Origin of the sequence: Cellulomonas humilata (assembly GCF_030814415.1) — a bacterium.
GTDB classification, from domain to species: Bacteria; Actinomycetota; Actinomycetes; order Actinomycetales; family Cellulomonadaceae; genus Cellulomonas; species Cellulomonas humilata_A.
The window spans coordinates 82794-101373 of record NZ_JAUSVB010000007.1 but is presented as its reverse complement, the minus strand read 5'-3'; the positions used below and the strand labels follow the sequence as shown (position 1 = coordinate 101373).

Sequence of the window (18580 nt, the reverse complement as noted above, 5' to 3'; positions counted from 1 at the left end):
CGTGGCAGACGAGACGACCGCCCGCGTGGGCGTCACCGACTCGCCTGCGACGTCCTCCCCGCAGGCCCCGGTCACCGGTCGCGCTTCGGCGCGGCCGGTGGCCCCGGCCACGGGCGGACGCCGTGGGACGGGGTCGGCTGTCCGCAAGCGCCTGGAGATCGCCTTCTTCGTGGCACCCGCCCTGCTGCTGTTCCTGCTCTTCGTGGTGGTGCCGATCATCAGGGCGGTCCAGCTCTCGGCCTACCGCTGGAAGGGCTACGGCCCCCTGGTCGACTTCGTCGGCCTGAAGAACTACGTCAGCGTCCTGCAGAACGACGTCTTCATCGGCGCGCTCCAGCACAACCTGATCGTCGTGGTGGCCTCGATCGCCCTCCAGCTCCCGCTCGGCCTGGCCATCGCCCTCCTGCTCAACCGCAGGATGTGGGGCCAGGGCGTCCTGCGCACCATCATCTTCGTCCCGTACGTGCTGGCGGAGGTCATCGCCGGTGTGGTGTGGCTGCAGATGCTGCAGCCGAAGTACGGCGTCATCGACACCGTGCTCGCCGCGGTCGGCATCAGCGGTCCGGAGCAAGGCTTCCTCGGCACCCCCGAGTACGCGCTGTGGACGGTCATCGTCGTCCTGACCTGGAAGTACCTCGGTCTCGCGGTGATCCTGTTCCTCGCCGGCCTGCAGAGCGTCCCCGAGGAGCTGTACGAGGCGTCCCAGATCGACGGGGCCAGCTGGTGGCAGACGCAGCGCAAGATCACGCTCCCGCTGCTCGGCCCGACCATCCGCACCTGGGCGTTCCTGTCGATGCTCGGCTCGCTCCAGCTCTTCGACATGGTCTGGATCCTCACCGGCGGCGGCCCCGCCAACGCGACCACGACCATGGCGACCTTCCTCATCAACGAGGGCACCAAGCGGCAGAACTACGGGATCGCCGGAGCAGCCTCCGTGATCCTCTTCATCGTCGCCCTCGTCCTGGCCCTCCTGTACCAGCGCTTCATCCTGCGCCGTGACATCCAGGACCCCGCACCCCGGAAGAAGGCCAAGGCATGAGCGCCCTGACCGTGCCGTCGACCACCCCATCGACCACCCCCAAGGCCGCCAAGGGCGCGCGACGACGGACCGGCAAGTACACCGGCGGCAACCCGCTGGTCTACGGCCTGGCGCTCGTCGTCGTCGCCCTGACCGTCGGGCCCGTGCTCTACGGCGTGCTGAGCGGCTTCCGCACCAACGCGCAGCTGGCCGAGACCCCGGCCGGCCTGCCGGACCCGTGGGTGCTGACCAACTACGTGGGCGTGCTGAGCAACCCGAGCTTCTGGAAGTACGCGCTCAACTCCACGGCGATCGCGCTGCTCACCACCGCCCTCGTGGTGGTCTTCGGGATCATGGCCGCCTACCCGCTGGCCCGGTACAAGTTCAAGGGCCGCGAGCAGCTGTTCATGGTCTTCGTGCTCGGCCTGCTGTTCCCGGCGACGGTCGCGATCATCCCGTTGTTCATCCTCATCACGGACCTGGGCATGGGGAACACCTGGTGGGGCGTCGCACTGCCGCAGGCGGCGTTCGCGCTGCCGGTGACGGTCGTCATCCTGCGGCCCTTCCTGCAGGCGCTCCCCGACGAGCTCGAGGAGGCGGCCCTGCTCGACGGCGCCTCCCGCATCGGCTTCTTCTGGCGGATCCTGCTGCCGCTGTCCGGCCCGGGCATGGTCACCGTCGGCGTGCTCGCCTTCGTGGGCTCGTGGAACGCGTACCTGCTCCCGCTGCTCCTGCTGCAGAGCGAGATGAAGACGCTGCCCCTGGGCGTCGCCGACTTCTCCTCGGAGCACTCCTCCGACATGGCGGGCGTGTTCGCGTTCACCAGCCTGGCCATGATCCCGGCGCTCGTGTTCTTCCTGGCCATGCAGAAGCGGATCGTCAACGGCCTCCAGGGTGCGGTCAAGGGCTGATCCGTGAGCATCCAGAACGTCACCACCGAAGGAGACAGATCCGTGACGGATCTTCAGACCCTGGCTGTTCCTGCGGCCGTCGACCGAGCGAGCGAGCTGCTCGCCCGGATGACCCTCGAGGAGAAGCTGGCCCAGATCGTCGGGTTCTGGGAGAAGGGCGACGGCGAGGTCGTCGCCCCGCTCCAGGGCGAGTTCACGCGCGAGCAGACTCTCGACGAGGCCATGCAGCACGGGCTCGGGCACCTGACCCGCGTGTACGGCACCCGCCCGGTCGACGCGGCAGAGCGCGCGACGTGGCTCTGGAACCTCCAGCGCCGGCTGGTGCGCGGGACCCGGTTGGGCATCCCGGCGCTCGTGCACGAGGAGTGCCTCACGGGGCTCTCGGCGTGGCGCGCGGCGACGTTCCCGACGCCGCTGGCCTGGGGTGCGTCGTTCGACCCCGACCTGGTCGAGCAGATGGGTGAGGCGATCGGGGGGTCGATGCGCACGCTCGGCATCCACCAGGGCCTCGCACCCGTCCTCGACGTCATCCGGGACCCTCGGTGGGGCCGTGTCGACGAGTGCATCGCGGAGGACCCGTACGTCGTCGGCACGATCGGTACGTCGTACGTGCGCGGCCTGCAGTCGACGGGCGTGCACGCGACGCTCAAGCACTTCGTCGGCTACTCGGGCTCCCAGTCGGGGCGGAACTTCGCGCCGGTGCACGCCGGCCCGCGCGAGGTCGAGGACGTCCTGCTGGTGCCGTTCGAGATGGCGCTCCTCGACGGCGGGGCGCGCTCGGTCATGAGCTCGTACAACGAGATCGACGGCGTCCCGGTGGCGGCCGACCCCCGCCTGCTGACGGGTGTCCTGCGCGACCGGTGGGGCTTCGACGGACCGGTGGTCGCCGACTACTTCGGGGTGGCGTTCCTGCACCTCCTGCACGAGGTCGCCGGCGACCTCGGCGAGGCCGCCGGGCTCGCCCTCGCGGCGGGCGTGGACATCGAGCTGCCGACGGGGGACGCCTACCTGGCCCCGCTCGCCGAGGCGGTCCGTACCGGGCGCGTCGACGAGGCGCTGGTCGACCGGGCCGTCCTGCGGGCGCTGCGGCAGAAGGACGAGCTCGGGCTGCTCGACGCGACGTTCGACGACGAGCCGCCGACGACCGTCGACCTCGACAGCCCCGTGCACCGCGGGCTGGCGGCCCAGCTGGCCGAGGAGTCCGTCGTCCTGCTGTCCAACGACGGCACGCTGCCCCTGGGGCACGCGGGGCGCGTGGCCGTGATCGGCCCCAACGCCGACCGCGCCGAGGCGTTGTTCGGCTGCTACTCCTTCCTGAACCACGTGCTCGCGCACCACCCCGAGGCCGAGGTCGGGTTCGAGAGCCCGACGGTCCGGCAGGCCCTCGCGGCCGAGCTCCCCACAGCCGAGATCGTCACGGCCGTCGGCTGTGCGGTCGACGACGACGACCGGTCCGGCTTCGGGGAGGCCGTCCGAGCGGCGGCGTCCGCCGAGGTGGCCGTGCTCGTCGTCGGCGACCACGCCGGGCTGTTCGGCCGGGGGACCGTGGGGGAGGGCTGCGACCGCGACGACCTGGAGCTGCCCGGCGTGCAGCGCGAGCTGGTCGAGGCGGTCCTGGACTCGGGCACGCCCGTCGTGCTCGTCCTGCTCACCGGCCGGCCCTACGCGATCGACTGGGCGCTGGACCGCTGCGCGGCCGTGGTGCAGGCGTTCTTCCCGGGCGAGGAGGGCGGCACCGCCGTCGCCGGGGTGCTCTCCGGCCGGGTGAACCCCTCGGGGCACCTTCCGGTGAGCATGCCGCGCTCCGCCGGCGCGCAGCCGTTCACGTACCTGCACCCGCAGCTGGGCGGGAACGGGGACGTCACCAACCTGCGCAGCACCCCGGCGCTCCCGTTCGGGCACGGGCTGTCCTACACGACGTTCGCGCACACTGATCTCGAGGTGGATGCGCAGGTGCCGACCGACGGGCACATCGGGGCGAGCGTCCGCGTCACCAACACGGGGGACCGGCCCGGGGCCGACGTCGTGCAGCTCTACGCGCACGACGTCGTCGGCTCGGTGACCCGCCCGGTGGCGCAGCTCGTCGGGTACCGGCGTGTCCACCTCGAGGCCGGCGAGTCCGCCGTGCTGACCTTCTCGGTCCCGACGACCCGGCTGGCGTTCTCCGACCGCGACCTCGTGCGCGTGGTCGAGCCGGGTGCGGTCGAGCTCTGGGTGGGCCCGTCCTGCGCCGAGCGCGAGACCGAGGCGCGCATCACCCTCACCGGCCCGGTCCACCAGGTCGGCGTGGACAGCCCGCGCTGGACCACGGTGTCGGTCACCGGCTGAGCAGTCGAGAGGCCGTCGTCCGCGGGCTGCCGCCGACGACGGCCTCGCTGTACCCGCTGAGTGCCTGCTGACCTGCAGAAAGACCTGGATCCGCCGATCGGGGGACTTTTCTCCTGTTCCTCGATAACGATGTCGATAACGATGTCGGAACACCGCACCGTCGCGCTGGCCCTGCCCGCGCTGTCCCAGCACGTCAACGACGACCTGAGAGGACTACGACATGGGAATCGCGCGCACCGGGAGGTCGATCGTGGCGATCGCCGCCACGACAGCACTGCTGGCCGCCTGCGGGGGCGCCGGCGGAGACGCGGGAGGCTCCGACGGCGAGCCGGTCACCCTGACGTGGTGGCACAACGGCATCGACGAGCCGCTGAACAGCTACTTCGAGCGGGTGGCCCTCGGCTTCGAGGCCGACCACCCGAACGTCACGATCGAGAACGTGCCCATCCAGAACGAGGAGCTCAAGGCCAAGCTCGCCGACGCCCTGGCGACGGGGGCCTTCCCGGACATCTTCCAGCAGTGGGGTGGCGGGCAGATGGGTGAGCAGGTGGCCGCCGGAGTCCTGCTCGACCTGACCGACGACGTGAGCTCCGAGCTCGAGCTCATCGGCGGCTCGGCCGCCGGGTGGCAGCTCGAGGGCCGCACGTACGGGCTGCCGTTCAGCATGGGCGTGGAGGGGTTCTGGTACAACCGCGCGCTGTTCGCGCAGGCCGGGATCGAGAGCACCCCGATCCTCCAGGAGGACCTGGACGCCGCGGTCGTGAAGCTCCGGGCGGCGGGCATCGTGCCCATCGCCGTCGGCGCGGGCGACAAGTGGCCGGCCGCGCACTACTGGTACAACTACGCGCTGCGCGCCTGCGAGCCCGACACGATGATCGCGGCGGGTGCGTCGAAGAGCTTCAGCGACCCGTGCTTCGAGAAGGCAGGGGAGGACCTGGAGGCATTCCTCGCGACGTCGCCGTTCCAGGACGGCTTCCTCGAGGCCCCCGCGCAGCAGGGCGACACGAGCTCCGCGGCGCTCCTGGCCAACGGCGGTGCGGCGATGGAGCTGATGGGCCACTGGCACCCCGGTGTCATGTCGGGCCTGGCGGAGAACGGCACAGGCCTGGGCGACGACCTCGGCTGGTTCCCGTTCCCCCTCACCGCGGGTGGCCAGGGCAACGCGTACTCGGCGCTCGGTGGCGGCGACGGCTTCTCCTGCTCGGCGGACGCGCCGCCGGAGTGCGTCGAGTTCCTGAAGTACATCCTGAGCGTCGACGTCCAGACGGACTACGCCGAGACGGGCGCGGGGCTGCCGGTCACCCAGGGGTCCGAGGCCGGGGTGAGCGACCCGAACATGGCGGCGCTGCTCGGCTTCCGCAACAAGGCGCCGTACGTGCAGCTCTGGCTCGACGTCGCGTACGGCAGCACGGTCGGTGGCGCGCTGAACGACGCGATCGCCCAGCAGTTCGCCGGCACCGGTTCGGCCGCGGACGTCGTCGACGCGATGAACGCCGCCGCCGGAGGCTGAGCCGGAGCGTCCCCTGTCGATCTCTCCCGAGGTCGACGGGGGACGCCGTCCGCAGGGTGACCCTCCCGCTGCCGGGCGCGGGCGCAGTCATACACTCGCGAGCATGACCGTGACGTCGGACAACGCCCCCAGCTCCACTGCTCCCCCCGTCGACATCAAGCCCCGCTCGCGCACCGTCACCGACGGCCTCGAGGCCACGGCCTCGCGCGGCATGCTCCGCGCGGTAGGCCTCGGCGACGACGACTTCGCGAAGCCCCAGATCGGCGTCGCCAGCTCCTGGAACGAGATCACGCCCTGCAACCTCTCGCTCCAGCGGCTGGCCCAGGCGGCCAAGGCCGGCGTGCACGCGGCGGGCGGCTACCCGCTCGAGTTCGGCACGATCTCGGTGTCCGACGGCATCTCCATGGGCCACGAGGGCATGCACTTCTCGCTGGTCAGCCGCGACATCATCGCCGACTCGGTGGAGACCGTCATGCAGGCCGAACGTCTCGACGGCTCGGTGCTGCTGGCCGGCTGCGACAAGTCCCTGCCGGGCATGCTCATGGCCGCCGCCCGCCTCGACCTGGCCAGCGTGTTCCTCTACGCCGGGTCGATCGCGCCGGGCTGGGTCAAGCTCGAGGACGGCACCGAGAAGGACGTCACGATCATCGACGCGTTCGAGGCCGTCGGCGCGTGCGCCCGCGGGCTCATGAGCCGCGAGGACGTCGACCGGATCGAGCGGGCCATCTGTCCCGGCGAGGGCGCCTGCGGCGGCATGTACACCGCCAACACGATGGCGTCGGTGGCCGAGGCGATCGGCATGTCGATCCCCGGCTCCGCGGCCCCGCCGTCGGCCGACCGCCGCCGGGACGCGTTCGCCAAGAAGTCCGGCGAGGCGGTCGTCGAGCTGCTGCGCCAGGGCATCACGGCGCGCCAGATCATGACCAAGGAGGCGTTCGAGAACGCCATCGCCGTCGTCATGGCGTTCGGCGGCTCCACCAACGCGGTCCTGCACCTGCTCGCGATCGCGCACGAGGCCGAGGTCGACCTCACGCTCGCCGACTTCTCGCGCGTCGCCGCGAAGGTCCCGCACCTGGGCGACCTCAAGCCGTTCGGCCGCTTCGTCATGAACGACGTCGACCGCATCGGTGGTGTCCCGGTCGTGATGAAGGCGCTGCTCGACGCGGGTCTCCTGCACGGCGACTGCCTGACCGTGACCGGCAAGACGGTCGCGGAGAACCTGGCCGACGTGAACCCGCCCGACCCGGACGGCAAGATCCTGCGCGCCCTGGACAACCCGATCCACAAGACGGGCGGCATCACGATCCTGCACGGCTCGCTCGCACCCGAGGGTGCCGTGGTGAAGTCGGCCGGCTTCGACTCCGACGTGTTCGAGGGGACCGCACGCGTCTTCGAGCGCGAGCGCGCCGCGATGGACGCGCTGGAGGACGGCACGATCGTCGCCGGCGACGTGGTCGTCATCCGCTACGAGGGCCCCAAGGGCGGCCCGGGCATGCGCGAGATGCTCGCCATCACGGGCGCGATCAAGGGCGCCGGCCTGGGCAAGGACGTCCTGCTGCTCACCGACGGTCGCTTCTCCGGGGGCACCACCGGCCTCTGTGTCGGGCACGTGGCACCCGAGGCGGTCGACGGCGGACCGATCGCATTCGTCCAGGACGGCGACCGGATCCAGCTGGACGTGGCCAACGGGACGCTGGACCTGCTGGTCAGCGCCGAGGAGCTCGAGGCTCGCAAGGCCGGCTGGGCGCCGCTGCCCCCCACGTACACGCGCGGCGTGCTGGCCAAGTACGCGAAGCTGGTGCAGTCGGCGTCGAAGGGCGCGGTGCTGATCTGAGCGGCTCGAACGGCCCGGTCCTCCCACGGACCGGGCCGTTCGCGCGTTCAGGCGCCCGCGATCGCCCGCAGCGCCGCCAGGTGCTCGCGCAAGGCGTCGCGGCCCGCGGGCGTGAGCTTGAGCCACGTGCGGGGTCGCTTGCCGACGTACCCCTTGCGCACGTGCACGTACTCGGCCTGCTCGAGGGCGGTCACGGCCTTGCTGAGCGCCGAGTCGCTGATCTGCACCGCGTCGCGGACGGCGGCGAACTCGGCCTCGTCCGTGGCGGCGAGGGCGGCGACCACGGACAGCCGCACGGGGGAGTGGATGACGTCGTCCAGGCGGGCGCGCGCCTCCTCACCGACGGAGTCGCTCCCGGGGAGCGGGGGCATCAGGCGCGTCCCTCGCGCCAGGCGCCGACGGCCAGCGGTGCAGTGACGACGACCGAGGCGAGCAGCCAGAAGAGGACGGACTCGCGCAGCCAGGTGAGCCCGACGATGAGGGTGACCGTGTAGGCGATGCCCCAGCCACGGATGGCGCCGATCCAGCGCCGGCCCATGCCTTCCTTCGTCACGGTGACGCCCCGGAGCAGGGAGACGGACAGGACCAGGCACGACGCCATGTACGCGCCGCACAGGACGAGAGCCGGGCCGTCGTCGGGGATGGTGCTCAGGCCGACGTAGAACATGAAGGTGCTGGTCGCGAGGCCGGTGAGCCACTGGGCGTGCCGGTTCTGGCCGGCGGCGCGCAGGGAACCGGCGGCTCCGGCGCTCATGGCGAGCAGCTGGCGTGCCTCGTCGGGCGTGGGGTTCGTGGAGGTCATGGAAGTACTTTCCACTAGTGAAAGTACTTTCGCAAGGCCCAGCACGACGACGGGCCCGCTCCGGAGGGGGAGCGGGCCCGTCTTCGCGCGGGTGTCGAGCAGTCGTGCCCTACTTGATCGACCCCCGCGTGACCCCGGAGATGACCCAGCGCTGGCTGAAGATGTAGACCACCAGCAGCGGCGCCATGGCCATGAGGTAGGACGCGAACGCCACCGTGTAGTCGGTGTTGAACTGGCCCTGGAACACGTACTGCGCGAGCGGGAGCGTCCGGGCTCCCGGGTCGGTGAGCACCACGAGCGGCATGATGAAGTCGTTCCACGCCCACACGCAGGTGAGGATGCCGACCGTCGCGTTCATGGGGGTCAGCAGCGGGAAGATGATCTGCCGGAACACCCGCCACGTCGAGGCGCCGTCGACCCGCGCCGCCTCCTCCAGCTCGATCGGGATCGATCGGATGTAGGCGGTGTAGATGAAGATGTTCAGCGACAGCCCGTAGATCGTGTAGAGCACGATCATGCCCGCCTGGTTGTCGAGGCCCAGGAGCGAGGTCTGCTTCACGAGCGGCAGCATGATGATCGGGAACGGGATGAACAGGGCCGCCAGCAGGTAGAAGAAGACGCCCTTGAAGAACGGTCGGTGGATGTTCCGCGCGATGCCGTAGGCGACGACCGAGCTGGTGAGCAGCGTGAGGACGACCGCCCCGACGGTGATCATCGCGGTGTTCATGAGCGCCTGGGGAAAGCTCGTCCGCTCCCACGCCTCGGCGAAGTTCTCCCAGCGGACGGGGTTCGGCCACTCGAAGCCGGTGCCGGCGGCGAGCTGGTCGGGAGTCTTGAGGGCCACGACGACCGCCAGGTACAGCGGGATCAGGATCGTCAGGGAGCACACCGCGATCAGTGCGGTCACCCACCAGTTGATCTTGCGGGAGTCGTCGTCGGCGACGTTCTTCGTGCGGCGCCGCCGAGGCTCGGGAAGGACGGCCTCGGCCTGGCCGAGCGCGGTGCCTGCGGTGGTCATCAGAAGTCCGCCTCTCTGCGCTGAAGGACCTTGAACTGGAACAGCGAGACGATGGTGATGACGATGAAGAAGATCACCGCGTTCGCCGACTGGTAGGCGAACTCCCCGCCGGAGAACCCGCCTCGGAAGATGAGCAGGGTCACGGACTCGGTCGCCGTGCCCGGGCCGCCGTTCGTCAGGGCGACGATCTGGTCGAAGACCTGCAGGAAGCCCTTGAGGCTCAGCACGACGTTGATCGTGAAGAACGCGCTGATCAACGGGAAGGTGATCGACGAGAACTGCCGCCAGGGCTTGGCGCCGTCCAGGGACGCGGCCTCGTAGAGCTCGCGCGGGATCGTCTGCAAGCCGGACAGGTAGATGATGATCGTGAAGGCGCAGGCCTGCCAGACGGCGAGCGCGACGATCGCGGTCCACGCCCACGTCTCGTTCGTGAGGATGTTGTCGGCGATCAGGGGGATGCCCGACAGGATCTTCGGCAGCGAGCTGGAGAACAGGAACTGGAACACGTAGCCGATGACCAGGGCCGCCAGGACGTAGGGCACGAAGTACACGCCACGGAACAGGTTGCGGGCCATGATCTTGGCGTTCAGGCCCATCGCGATGGCCAGCGAGATCGCGTTCGTCAGGATGGTCGCGGCGATCGCGAACAGGAACGAGAACCCGTACGCCGCCAGGATTCGGTCGTCCTTGAACAGGTTGGCGTAGTTGGACAGCCCGACGAAGTTCCACCCGCCGTAGCCGGCGTAGTTGGTGAAGCTGTAGAAGATGCCGACGAGCACCGGGACGGTGTGGAACAGGAAGAACGCGATGACTGCGGGCCAGACCATCCAGTAGAACGTGGTCTGCGCGCGGCCGACCTTGACGGGCGGGATCGTCGTGCGACCGGTGCCGCCGGCCGCGGGTGGGGCCGGTGGGGCTTGCGTGGAGGACGTCATCGTCATTCTCCCGTCACGGGGATGGTGCGAGCGGCGACCTTGCTCCACTCGCTGTCGAGGGTGGCGAGCGCAGCCTCTGCGTCGCCGCTGAACAGGAACTGCTGGTCGATGGCCGCCAGCGGGATGCTGGGCGGGATCTGGTGGTCGATGAAGCCGGCGATCCGGCCCTCGTCGAAGTACGGCGCGACCGACTGGATCGCCGGCTCGTCGCTGAGCTCGGCCCCCTCCACGGACGGGACCATGTTCTGCGAGGCGGCGAACTCCTCGATCACGTCCTTCTGGAACAGGTAGTCGATGAACCGCAGCGCCTCCTCCTTGCGGGGCGAGTCCTTGGCCATCGTCACGACGACGTCGACGCCGGAGACCAGCACGCGGTCGGCCGGGTCGTCCGCGGCCGGGTACGGGAAGATCCCCGTCCGGATGTCCGGGTTGATCCCCTTGACCGGGCTCAGCGCCCAGATGCCCTGCAGGAGCATGGCCACCTCGCCGTTCGCGAACGCGGCGTTGCCGTCGTCGTAGGTCGCGCCCCGGTAGCCGTCCTGCATGTACTCGAACAGCTGGTACTGCTGGTCCATCGCCTCGGCGAAGTTCTTCTCGAACGACACCTCCGAGTCGGGGCCGGTGTCCTCGCCCTGCTCGCGCATCTTGTCGAAGAAGTCGTCCATCGCCGGGTAGGCACCGAGAGCGTTGAAGGACGGCAGCCCGGTCCACGAGTCCGCCAGGGTGCCGTAGAACGGGGTGATGCCGGCGGCCTCGAGCGCGTCGCACACGGCGATGAGCTCGTCCCACGTCTCGGGGACCTCCAGGCCCTGCTCCTCGAAGATGTCCTGGTTGTAGATGACGCCGTTGGCGTTGTTGACGTAGCCGAGGCCGCTCACCTCGTCACCGTTGGTGCCCAGGTCCGCGATGATCTCCTGCACCGCCGGGTTGATGGTGCCCAGCACCGGCTCGTCGGAGAAGTCGTAGAAGACCCCGGCCTGGGCGAGCCGCCCGAAGTTCCCGCTGGCGTTCAGCGTGATGACGTCCGGCGCCTTGTCCTTGACCAGCAGCGTCCGGATGGCCGTGTCGGCGTCGGCGACCTGGTTCTGCACGACGCGGATGTCCGGGTTCTCCGCCTCGAAGTCGGCGATGATCTGGTTGAAGTCCTCGAGCGCCTCACCCTTGAACTGGAAGAAGCTCAGGGTGGTCACGCCGTCGGACGGTTCGTTGCCGCAGCCGCCGACGACGGTCAGCAGGGCCACCGCCCCGGCTGCCGCTGCCACGCGACCTCGTCGCGTCATTCGGTGTCTCATCGTGCGCCTCCTTGCGCCTGGTGTGGTGCTCCGTCCTCGGCTGTCAGCTCGATGACGGTGGATCTCTGGGGGTACTGGACCGGGGGCCGCAGGCCGACGGCGTCGAGCTCACGGCCCGTCAGTGCGATGCCGTGGTCCTGCCACTCGAGGCCCGACTGGGCCGCGGCGGTCGTCGAGCCGCCGACGACCCGGATGCGGTACTGCCGTCCGGGGTCGAGCCCGGGGATCCGGACCCGTCCGGGCGGGTAGGCCACGGTCGTGTCGGTCTGCGTGAGGGTGAACACGGCCGAAGAGCGGTCGCGCGCGACGATGCCGCGGACGTCGATGCCGGGCTCGGTGCCGTCGACGTCGACGGTGCGACCGGCCGCCACGAGCGGGCGGACGTGCTTGGCGAGCTCCACCCACGCGGCGATGCGGGAGCGCGTCTCGTCGTCGGTCGCGGTGAGGTCCCACTCGATCCCGACGTGACCGAGCAGCGCGACCGCGGCGCTGAAGTCCAGGTCCACGGTCCGGCCGGTGGAGTGCACGACGGGGCTGGTCAGGTGCATGCCCATCAGCTCGGGCGGCACCAGCAGGGCGGTGTACCGCTGGTTGGTCAGCCGCTCGAGCGGGTCGAGGGTGTCGCTGGTCCAGATGCGGTCCGTGCGGGCCAGGATGCCCAGGTCGACCCGCGCACCCCCCGATGCGCAGCTCTCGATCTCGAGCCCGGGGTGGGCGGCCTTGAGCTCGTCCAGCAGGCGGTAGAGGGCGAGCGTGTGCTCGCGGACCCGGGCGACGCCCTCCGGGCCGCTGCCGGCGTCGAGCAGGTCGCGGTTGTGGTCCCACTTCAGGTACGCGATCGGGTACTCGTCGAGCAGCGCGTGCAAGCGCGCGGCGATGTAGGCGTAGGCGTCCTCGTGGGCGAGGTCGAGCACCTGCTGCTGGCGTGCCGACTGCGGCAGCGCCATCCGCGCCCGCAGGATCCAGTCCGGGTGCTCCCGCGCGAGGTCGCTGTCGGGGTTGACCATCTCGGGCTCCACCCACAGCCCGAACTCCATGCCGCGGTCGTGGACGTGGTCCACGAGGGGGTGCAGCCCGTCGGGCCAGACCGTCGGGTCGACATACCAGTCACCCAGCCCGGCCGTGTCGTCGCGGCGGCCGACGAACCAGCCGTCGTCGAGCACGAACCGCTCGACACCGACGGATGCGGCGGCGTCCGCGAGCGCGGTCAGTCGCTCGAGCGAGTGGTCGAAGTACACAGCCTCCCACGTGTTGAGCGTGATGGGCCGGGGTCGGCGCGGATGGGCCGGCCGGCTGCGCCACTCGTCGTGGAAGCGGTGCGCGAGCTCGCTCAGCCCGTCTCCCCAGGATCCGATGGCCTCCGGGGACGTGATCGACCCGCCGGGTGCGAGGACCACCTCCCCGGGTGCGAACAGCTCGCCTCCCGCAAGGAACGCCTCGCCCGACACGGACCGCTCCGCGACGAGCCGGTGGTTGCCGCTCCACGCGACGTGGACGGCGTGGACGCGTCCGCGCTCGAAGCCGAACCCGGGGCGACCGGCGGCCAGCACGAGGGTGGCGTCCGCGCCGGGCCGCCCGCGACGGCTCTCGCGCAGGTACGTCCCGTATCCGAACGGGTGCCGCTGCGGCGACCGTTCCCGCAGGTGGCGTCCGGTGGTGTCGAGGATCTCGGTGGCGTCCCACGGCACGGGGAACGCGAGGTGCAGGTGCTGGACGGTGTAGCGGGAGTCGCCGTCGTTGCGCAGCGTGATGCGCTGGTGGAACAGCCCGGCGGTGCCGACGCTGAGCTCCAGCTGCACGCTGAGACGGGCCTCCCGGTCGACGAGCGACAGCTGCGCCCGGTGGTCGTCTGCCTGGACGTCGACGAGCTCCAGGCGGACGCTGAACGAGGCTCCGTCGCGGTGCCCTTCCAAGCCGGGTGTGCCGAGCCATCCGCCCCCCGGAGTCGCCACGAGCGTGGCGCGAGCGGGTTCGTCCAGGCCGCCCGAGACCCGCTGCGGACGTGCCGCGACGGCCAGGCCGCGCAGCGTCTGCTCGCTCGAGCCCGTGAGCTCCTCGCCCCAGTGCACGATCGCCGGGTGCGGGGCGGCGTCGAGGTCGACCACGACGCTGGTGCCCCCACGGTGCAGGTGGAGCACCCGTCCCGCCGCGTCGGGCTGGGGCGCGGTGGGGGTGTGGTCGGTCGTCACCTCGTCGTGGGAGAGCATGAGTTAGTTCTAACACGGAAGAAACAGATCGCACAAGACTCGCCAAACACGGAAATCACCCGGTTCCCACCGCTGTTCGTGCCATGATGGAACCAATGAACCGGTCGAGTGCATGCTGAGCGACAGCGAGAGAGCCCTCGCACGCGCGGTGCTGATCCACGGGCCGATCTCCCGCAGCGAGCTCACCAGCCGCCTCGGGCTGTCGCCGCCGAGCCTCACGCGGCTGGCCAAGCCGTTCCTCGACCGCGGGCTCATGGTCGAGCTCGACGACCGGTCCGACGGGTCGGTCGGCCGGCCCGTCCGGCCGCTCGACGTGCGGCCGGGCCTGGCCCACTTCGCGGGCGTCAAGATCACGGGGGACGCCCTCCACGTGGTCGCTACGGACGTGCGCGCCGGGCTCCTGGCCTACGAGGAGCACCCGCTGCAGCGCCGCGACCCGGAAGGCGTCGCCGCCGAGATCGCTCGCGCGGTCCGCGGGCTGGGCATCGATCGCCTCGCGGGCGTCGGGGTGTCGCTCGGGGGCGCCGTCCGGGACGGCCGTGTGGAGTTCGCCCCGTTCCTCGACTGGACCGACGTGCCCCTGGCCGGCCTCGTCGAGGCCGAGCTGGGAGTCCCCGCGTCGATCGAGAACGACCTCGTCGCCCTCGCCGAGGCCGAGCGCTGGTTCGGGCGGGGCGCCGGCATCCCCGGCTTCGTCGTCATCACCATCGGCGCCGGCATCGGCTATGCGCTCGTCGTGAACGGCCAGGCCGTGCACTCGCGCGAGGCGGGCGTGGGCCTGGGCGGGCACATCCCGCTGGGTGGCACCGGGCCCGTCTGCCACGCGGGTCACCGCGGCTGCGCGGAGGCCATGCTGACGTCGGGGTCGATCGCGGCCCAGGTGACGGCGGCGCTGCAGCGCCCGGTCGACTACGACGAGGTGCTGCGGCTCGCCGCCGCGGGCGACCCGGCCGCGACGACCGTCGTCGACGAGGCCGCGGCCGCGCTCGGGCGTCTCGTCGCGATGGCCGCCAACCTGACCCTGCAGCCCGCGGCCGTGCTCGCCGGCGAGGGCATCGGGCTGTTCTCCCTCGCGGAGGACCGGGTGCGGGCGGCCATCGCCGCCGACCGGGACCCGCGCGCCGAACCCGTCAGGCTCTACGTCGACGACTCCGGCTTCTCCGCGTGGGCCCGGGGAGCGGCGACGATCGCGATCCAGGACGCCGTCGACCGCATCGACCTCGACCAGGTGGAGCAGGAGCTGCTCCCCACTCCCGCACCCTGAGAGGAGCCCTCGCATGACGTGGACGACGCAGGACGCCCCCTGGTGGACCCGGGCCGTCGTGTACCAGGTCTACCCACGCTCGTTCGCGGACTCGGACGGCGACGGCATCGGCGACCTGCGGGGCATCCTCGGGCGGCTCGACCACCTGGCTGAGCTCGGCGTCGACGTGGTCTGGCTGTCGCCGATCTACGCCTCCCCGCAGGACGACAACGGCTATGACATCAGCGACTACCAGGCCGTCGACCCCGTGTTCGGCACGCTCGAGGACCTCGACGACCTGGTCGCGGCGCTGCACGTGCGGGGCATGAAGCTGGTCATGGACCTGGTCGTCAACCACACGTCCGACGAGCACGCGTGGTTCGTCGAGTCCCGGGACCCGTCGAGCCCCAAGCGCGACTGGTACTGGTGGCGGCCGCCCCGCGACGGGATGGTGGCGGGCGCCCCGGGGGCGGAGCCGACCAACTGGGGCTCGTTCTTCGGCGGGTCGGTCTGGGAGCTCGACGAGGCCTCCGGCGAGTACTTCCTGCACCTGTTCAGCCGCAAGCAGCCGGACCTGAACTGGGAGAACCCGCAGGTCCGCGACGCTGTCTACGCGATGATGCGCTGGTGGCTGGACCGCGGGGTCGACGGCTTCCGCATGGACGTCATCAACCTCGTCTCCAAGGACACGACGCTTCCCGACGGCGTGGTCACGGGCGGCCTGCTCGCCGACGGCTCCGCGTCCTACGTCTGCGGCCCGCGCATCCACGAGTTCCTCGCGGAGATGCACCAGGCGGTCTTCGCCGGTCGTCCCGAGCGGCTGCTGACGGTCGGGGAGATGCCGGGCGTGACGGTCGAGCAGGCGCGGGACTTCACCGACCCGGCGCGCGCCGAGGTCGACATGGTGTTCCAGTTCGAGCACGTCGGCCTCGACCACGGCCCGGGCGGCAAGTTCGACGTCCGCCCGCTGCGGCTGCTCGACCTGAAGGCGTCGTTCGGTCGCTGGCAGGCGGGGCTGGCCGACGTCGGCTGGAACAGCCTCTACTGGGACAACCACGACCAGCCGCGCATCGTGTCGCGGTTCGGCGACGACGGTGCGTTCCGACGGGAGTCGGCGACCATGCTCGCCACCGTCCTGCACCTGCACCGCGGCACGCCGTACGTGTACCAGGGCGAAGAGCTGGGGATGACGAACGCGCACTTCACGCGGTTCGACCAGTACCGCGACATCGAGACGCTGAACCACGTGGCGGTCGCGCGCTCGGTGGGGACCGGGACCGACGAGGACCTGCTGGCGGGCATCGCCGCGATGGGCCGCGACAACGCCCGGACCCCGATGCAGTGGGACGGCTCCCCGCACGCCGGGTTCACCACGGGCACCCCGTGGATCGAGGTGAACGCCAACTACCCGGCGATCAACGCCGCGGCGGAGCGCGCCGACCCCGGCTCGGTCTTCCACTACTACCGGGCGCTCATCGCGCTGCGGCACGAGGACCCGGTGGTCGCGCTCGGCGACTTCACGATGCTCCTGCCGGACCACGAGCACGTGTACGCGTTCACGCGACGGCTCGGCGACGTCACGCTGACAGTCCTGGGCAACTTCTCGGGCGAGGAGCAGGAGGCCGCGCTCGAGCACCACCCCGGTGAGCTGCTGATCGGCAACTACCCTCCCGCGCCCGGCCCTGCCCTGCGCCCGTGGGAGGCGCGCGTCTACCGCCGGTCGTCCGACTGAGCGGTCCGGGCCACCGGGTCGACGATCCGCAGCCCCGGGAGCCCGCGCCGCCGGATCATCCACTCGGCGACCACGAGGTTCGGCACCCACGCCAGGAAGGTCACCGCGTTGTACGCGTTCTCGAAGGCGGCGTCGAAGTCGAACGCGTCACCGGCGGCGAACGCCTGCGCGGCGACGAGCGTCCCCGTCCAGATGCGCAGCATGACCGCCCCGAACGTGAGCGAGAAGTTCCGGATCATCCATGCCTGGTGCGACCGGACGTCACCGGTCCGGATCGCCCGGTAGGCGCGCCAGCCCGTCCAGACCCACAGCACGCCGAGCGTCCCGAACCCGAGGAACCCGATCATGCCCGCGGTGTTGTACGGGGCCATGACCAACGACGCGAGCCCACCCACCCACACCCCGACGAGGTAGGTGCGGCCCAGCCACCGGTGCAGTCCCGGGAACCGACGCCGCGACGCCGCCCAGAACTGGAAGGGGCCGACGAACAGCGCGACGGCCGCCCCGACGATGTGGACGACGAGCGCGACCTGCACCACGGTCGGCGTCTGCGCGTACGCGGGTGCGAGCGGCGCCCGGTCGGGGTCGAGCTGCTCGAGCGACCCCAGGAGATAGGGCACCGCCGAGTAGGCGACGATCGTGAGCGACGTGAGCAGCACCGCGACCCAGCCGATGCGGCCGACGGCCCGGCGGCGTCGTCGGGCGGACCGGGACGGACGGGACGGACGCGCGGGAGGGCTCGGCGGCGCGTCGGTCGAGAGGGTCGTCATGTCCGACAACGGTAGGTATGTCCCCGGCCCATGTCGGTGGGGCACACCCACGCGTCAACACGGTGGCGCGCCCCCGGGCTCGGCCCTCCTGACCGGAAGGCGAGACCGTCCGAGCCGCGTCCGGGGCGTTGGTTAGGGTCGTCGTGCCGATGTTCCGGCGGAGAGGTGGTCGACCATGGGCAAGGTCCACGAGAAGATCGACGGCCGGCTGCGGGCGTTCATCGACGCACAGCCGATGTTCTTCGTCGCGACGGCGCCGAGCGGCCCCGACGGTCACGTGAACCTCTCACCCAAGGGCATCGCCGGCTCGTTCGTGGTGCTCGACGAGCACACGGTCGCCTACCTCGACCTGACCGCCAGCGGCGCCGAGACCATCGCGCACCTGCGCGACGACGGCCGGATCACGCTCATGTTCTGCGCGTTCGAGGGGCCGCCCAACATCGTCCGGCTGTACGGCCGCGGCCGGTTCGTGACGCTGTACGACGAGGGTTTCGACGAGCTCGCGGCGCTGTTCCCCGAGACGCGGGGCGCCCGTGCGGTGATCGTCGTCGAGGTCGACCGGGTCTCCGACTCGTGCGGCTACGGCGTCCCGCTCATGACGCTCGAGGGGGAGCGGGACCTGCTGCCGCCGTACATGGAGCGCAAGGGCGTCGAGGGTCAGGCGGACTACCGGCGGCTCAAGAACCGGACCAGCATCGACGGGCTGCCGGCGTTCGACATGGATCCCGTGCCTACGGCGCTGTCCACCGACTGATCCCGTGAACCACGATGTGAGACGCCACCGTGGTGGCGTGACACATCGGAAACGTGGGCGTAGTGTCCAACGGGTGCAGACGATCCTTCTCGTAGTACTTCCTGAGCGCGCCGGCTAGAGGCCTCCCGCACAGGCCCCGTCAGCGCGCTCGCCCCTCGTCCAGCCCGTACGTGGCTCGAGGGGCTTTTCTGTGTTCAGCCCCCGTACGCCATACGCAGTACCCAGC

At 70.8% G+C, this 18580-nt stretch carries 15 protein-coding genes; 8 read left to right on the top strand and 7 right to left on the bottom strand.

Features of this window, described 5'->3' with window-relative positions; genetic code table 11:
* The first annotated feature begins 1 nt into the window (after nucleotide 1).
* The 5 genes from J2X26_RS20995 (at nucleotide 2) to ilvD (ending at nucleotide 7601) form a co-directional block, all read left to right on the top strand.
* On the top strand, nucleotides 2-1039 hold the full coding sequence (locus J2X26_RS20995) for a carbohydrate ABC transporter permease (protein WP_307494659.1): 1038 nt from the start codon (nucleotides 2-4) through the stop codon (nucleotides 1037-1039).
* Nucleotides 1036-1929 carry a carbohydrate ABC transporter permease gene (locus J2X26_RS20990; protein WP_307494658.1) on the top strand — a complete coding sequence of 298 codons (894 nt, stop codon included), beginning with the start codon at nucleotides 1036-1038 and terminating at the stop codon, nucleotides 1927-1929. The genes J2X26_RS20995 and J2X26_RS20990 overlap by 4 nt, the downstream gene beginning before the upstream one ends.
* 108 nt (nucleotides 1930-2037) lie before the next feature.
* Entirely contained in the window at nucleotides 2038-4257 is a 2220-nt protein-coding gene (locus tag J2X26_RS20985; RefSeq protein ID WP_307494719.1) for a glycoside hydrolase family 3 N-terminal domain-containing protein, read from the top strand.
* A gap of 220 nt (nucleotides 4258-4477) precedes the next feature.
* Nucleotides 4478-5767, top strand: a complete 1290-nt coding sequence (locus J2X26_RS20980; protein WP_307494657.1) for an extracellular solute-binding protein — start codon at nucleotides 4478-4480, stop codon at nucleotides 5765-5767.
* A gap of 103 nt (nucleotides 5768-5870) precedes the next feature.
* Nucleotides 5871-7601, top strand: a complete 1731-nt coding sequence (ilvD, locus tag J2X26_RS20975; RefSeq protein WP_307494656.1) for a dihydroxy-acid dehydratase — start codon at nucleotides 5871-5873, stop codon at nucleotides 7599-7601.
* A 47-nt stretch (nucleotides 7602-7648) separates the two neighbouring features.
* On the opposite strand, the gene J2X26_RS20970 is transcribed toward ilvD, so the two are convergent.
* The 6 genes from J2X26_RS20970 to J2X26_RS20945 form a co-directional block, all read right to left on the bottom strand.
* Nucleotides 7649-7972, bottom strand: a complete 324-nt coding sequence (locus tag J2X26_RS20970) for a winged helix-turn-helix domain-containing protein (protein ID WP_307494655.1) — start codon at nucleotides 7970-7972, stop codon at nucleotides 7649-7651.
* Nucleotides 7972-8403, bottom strand: a complete 432-nt coding sequence (locus tag J2X26_RS20965; protein WP_307494654.1) for a hypothetical protein — start codon at nucleotides 8401-8403, stop codon at nucleotides 7972-7974. Before J2X26_RS20965 ends, J2X26_RS20970 begins: the two co-directional genes overlap by 1 nt.
* Before the next feature lie 109 nt (nucleotides 8404-8512).
* Complete coding sequence (locus J2X26_RS20960; protein ID WP_055922676.1) at nucleotides 8513-9421, bottom strand: carbohydrate ABC transporter permease; 909 nt, start codon at nucleotides 9419-9421, stop codon at nucleotides 8513-8515.
* The gene (locus J2X26_RS20955) at nucleotides 9421-10356 is read right to left on the bottom strand and encodes a carbohydrate ABC transporter permease (protein ID WP_082571054.1); all 936 of its coding nucleotides are present in this window, start codon (nucleotides 10354-10356) and stop codon (nucleotides 9421-9423) included. The genes J2X26_RS20960 and J2X26_RS20955 overlap by 1 nt, the downstream gene beginning before the upstream one ends.
* 2 nt (nucleotides 10357-10358) lie before the next feature.
* Entirely contained in the window at nucleotides 10359-11618 is a 1260-nt protein-coding gene (locus J2X26_RS20950; protein ID WP_307494653.1) for an ABC transporter substrate-binding protein, read from the bottom strand.
* A gap of 26 nt (nucleotides 11619-11644) precedes the next feature.
* A complete protein-coding gene (locus J2X26_RS20945) occupies nucleotides 11645-13855 on the bottom strand; it encodes an alpha-galactosidase (RefSeq protein WP_307494652.1) in 2211 nt (736 codons plus the stop codon).
* A gap of 112 nt (nucleotides 13856-13967) precedes the next feature.
* Here J2X26_RS20945 and J2X26_RS20940 point away from each other — a divergent pair, with 112 nt between their 5' ends.
* Both J2X26_RS20940 and J2X26_RS20935 read left to right on the top strand, forming a co-directional pair.
* A complete protein-coding gene (locus tag J2X26_RS20940; protein WP_307494651.1) occupies nucleotides 13968-15119 on the top strand; it encodes an ROK family transcriptional regulator in 1152 nt (383 codons plus the stop codon).
* Between the two features lie 13 nt (nucleotides 15120-15132).
* Nucleotides 15133-16830, top strand: a complete 1698-nt coding sequence (locus J2X26_RS20935) for a glycoside hydrolase family 13 protein (RefSeq protein WP_307494650.1) — start codon at nucleotides 15133-15135, stop codon at nucleotides 16828-16830.
* Here J2X26_RS20935 and J2X26_RS20930 read toward each other — a convergent pair.
* Nucleotides 16809-17600 carry a DUF2306 domain-containing protein gene (locus J2X26_RS20930; RefSeq protein WP_307494649.1) on the bottom strand — a complete coding sequence of 264 codons (792 nt, stop codon included), beginning with the start codon at nucleotides 17598-17600 and terminating at the stop codon, nucleotides 16809-16811. The genes J2X26_RS20935 and J2X26_RS20930 overlap by 22 nt on opposite strands.
* Nucleotides 17601-17775: 175 nt before the next feature.
* Between J2X26_RS20930 and J2X26_RS20925 the strand changes: the two genes are divergently transcribed.
* On the top strand, nucleotides 17776-18354 hold the full coding sequence (locus tag J2X26_RS20925) for a pyridoxamine 5'-phosphate oxidase family protein (RefSeq protein ID WP_307494648.1): 579 nt from the start codon (nucleotides 17776-17778) through the stop codon (nucleotides 18352-18354).
* The last annotated feature ends 226 nt before the right edge of the window (nucleotides 18355-18580 follow it).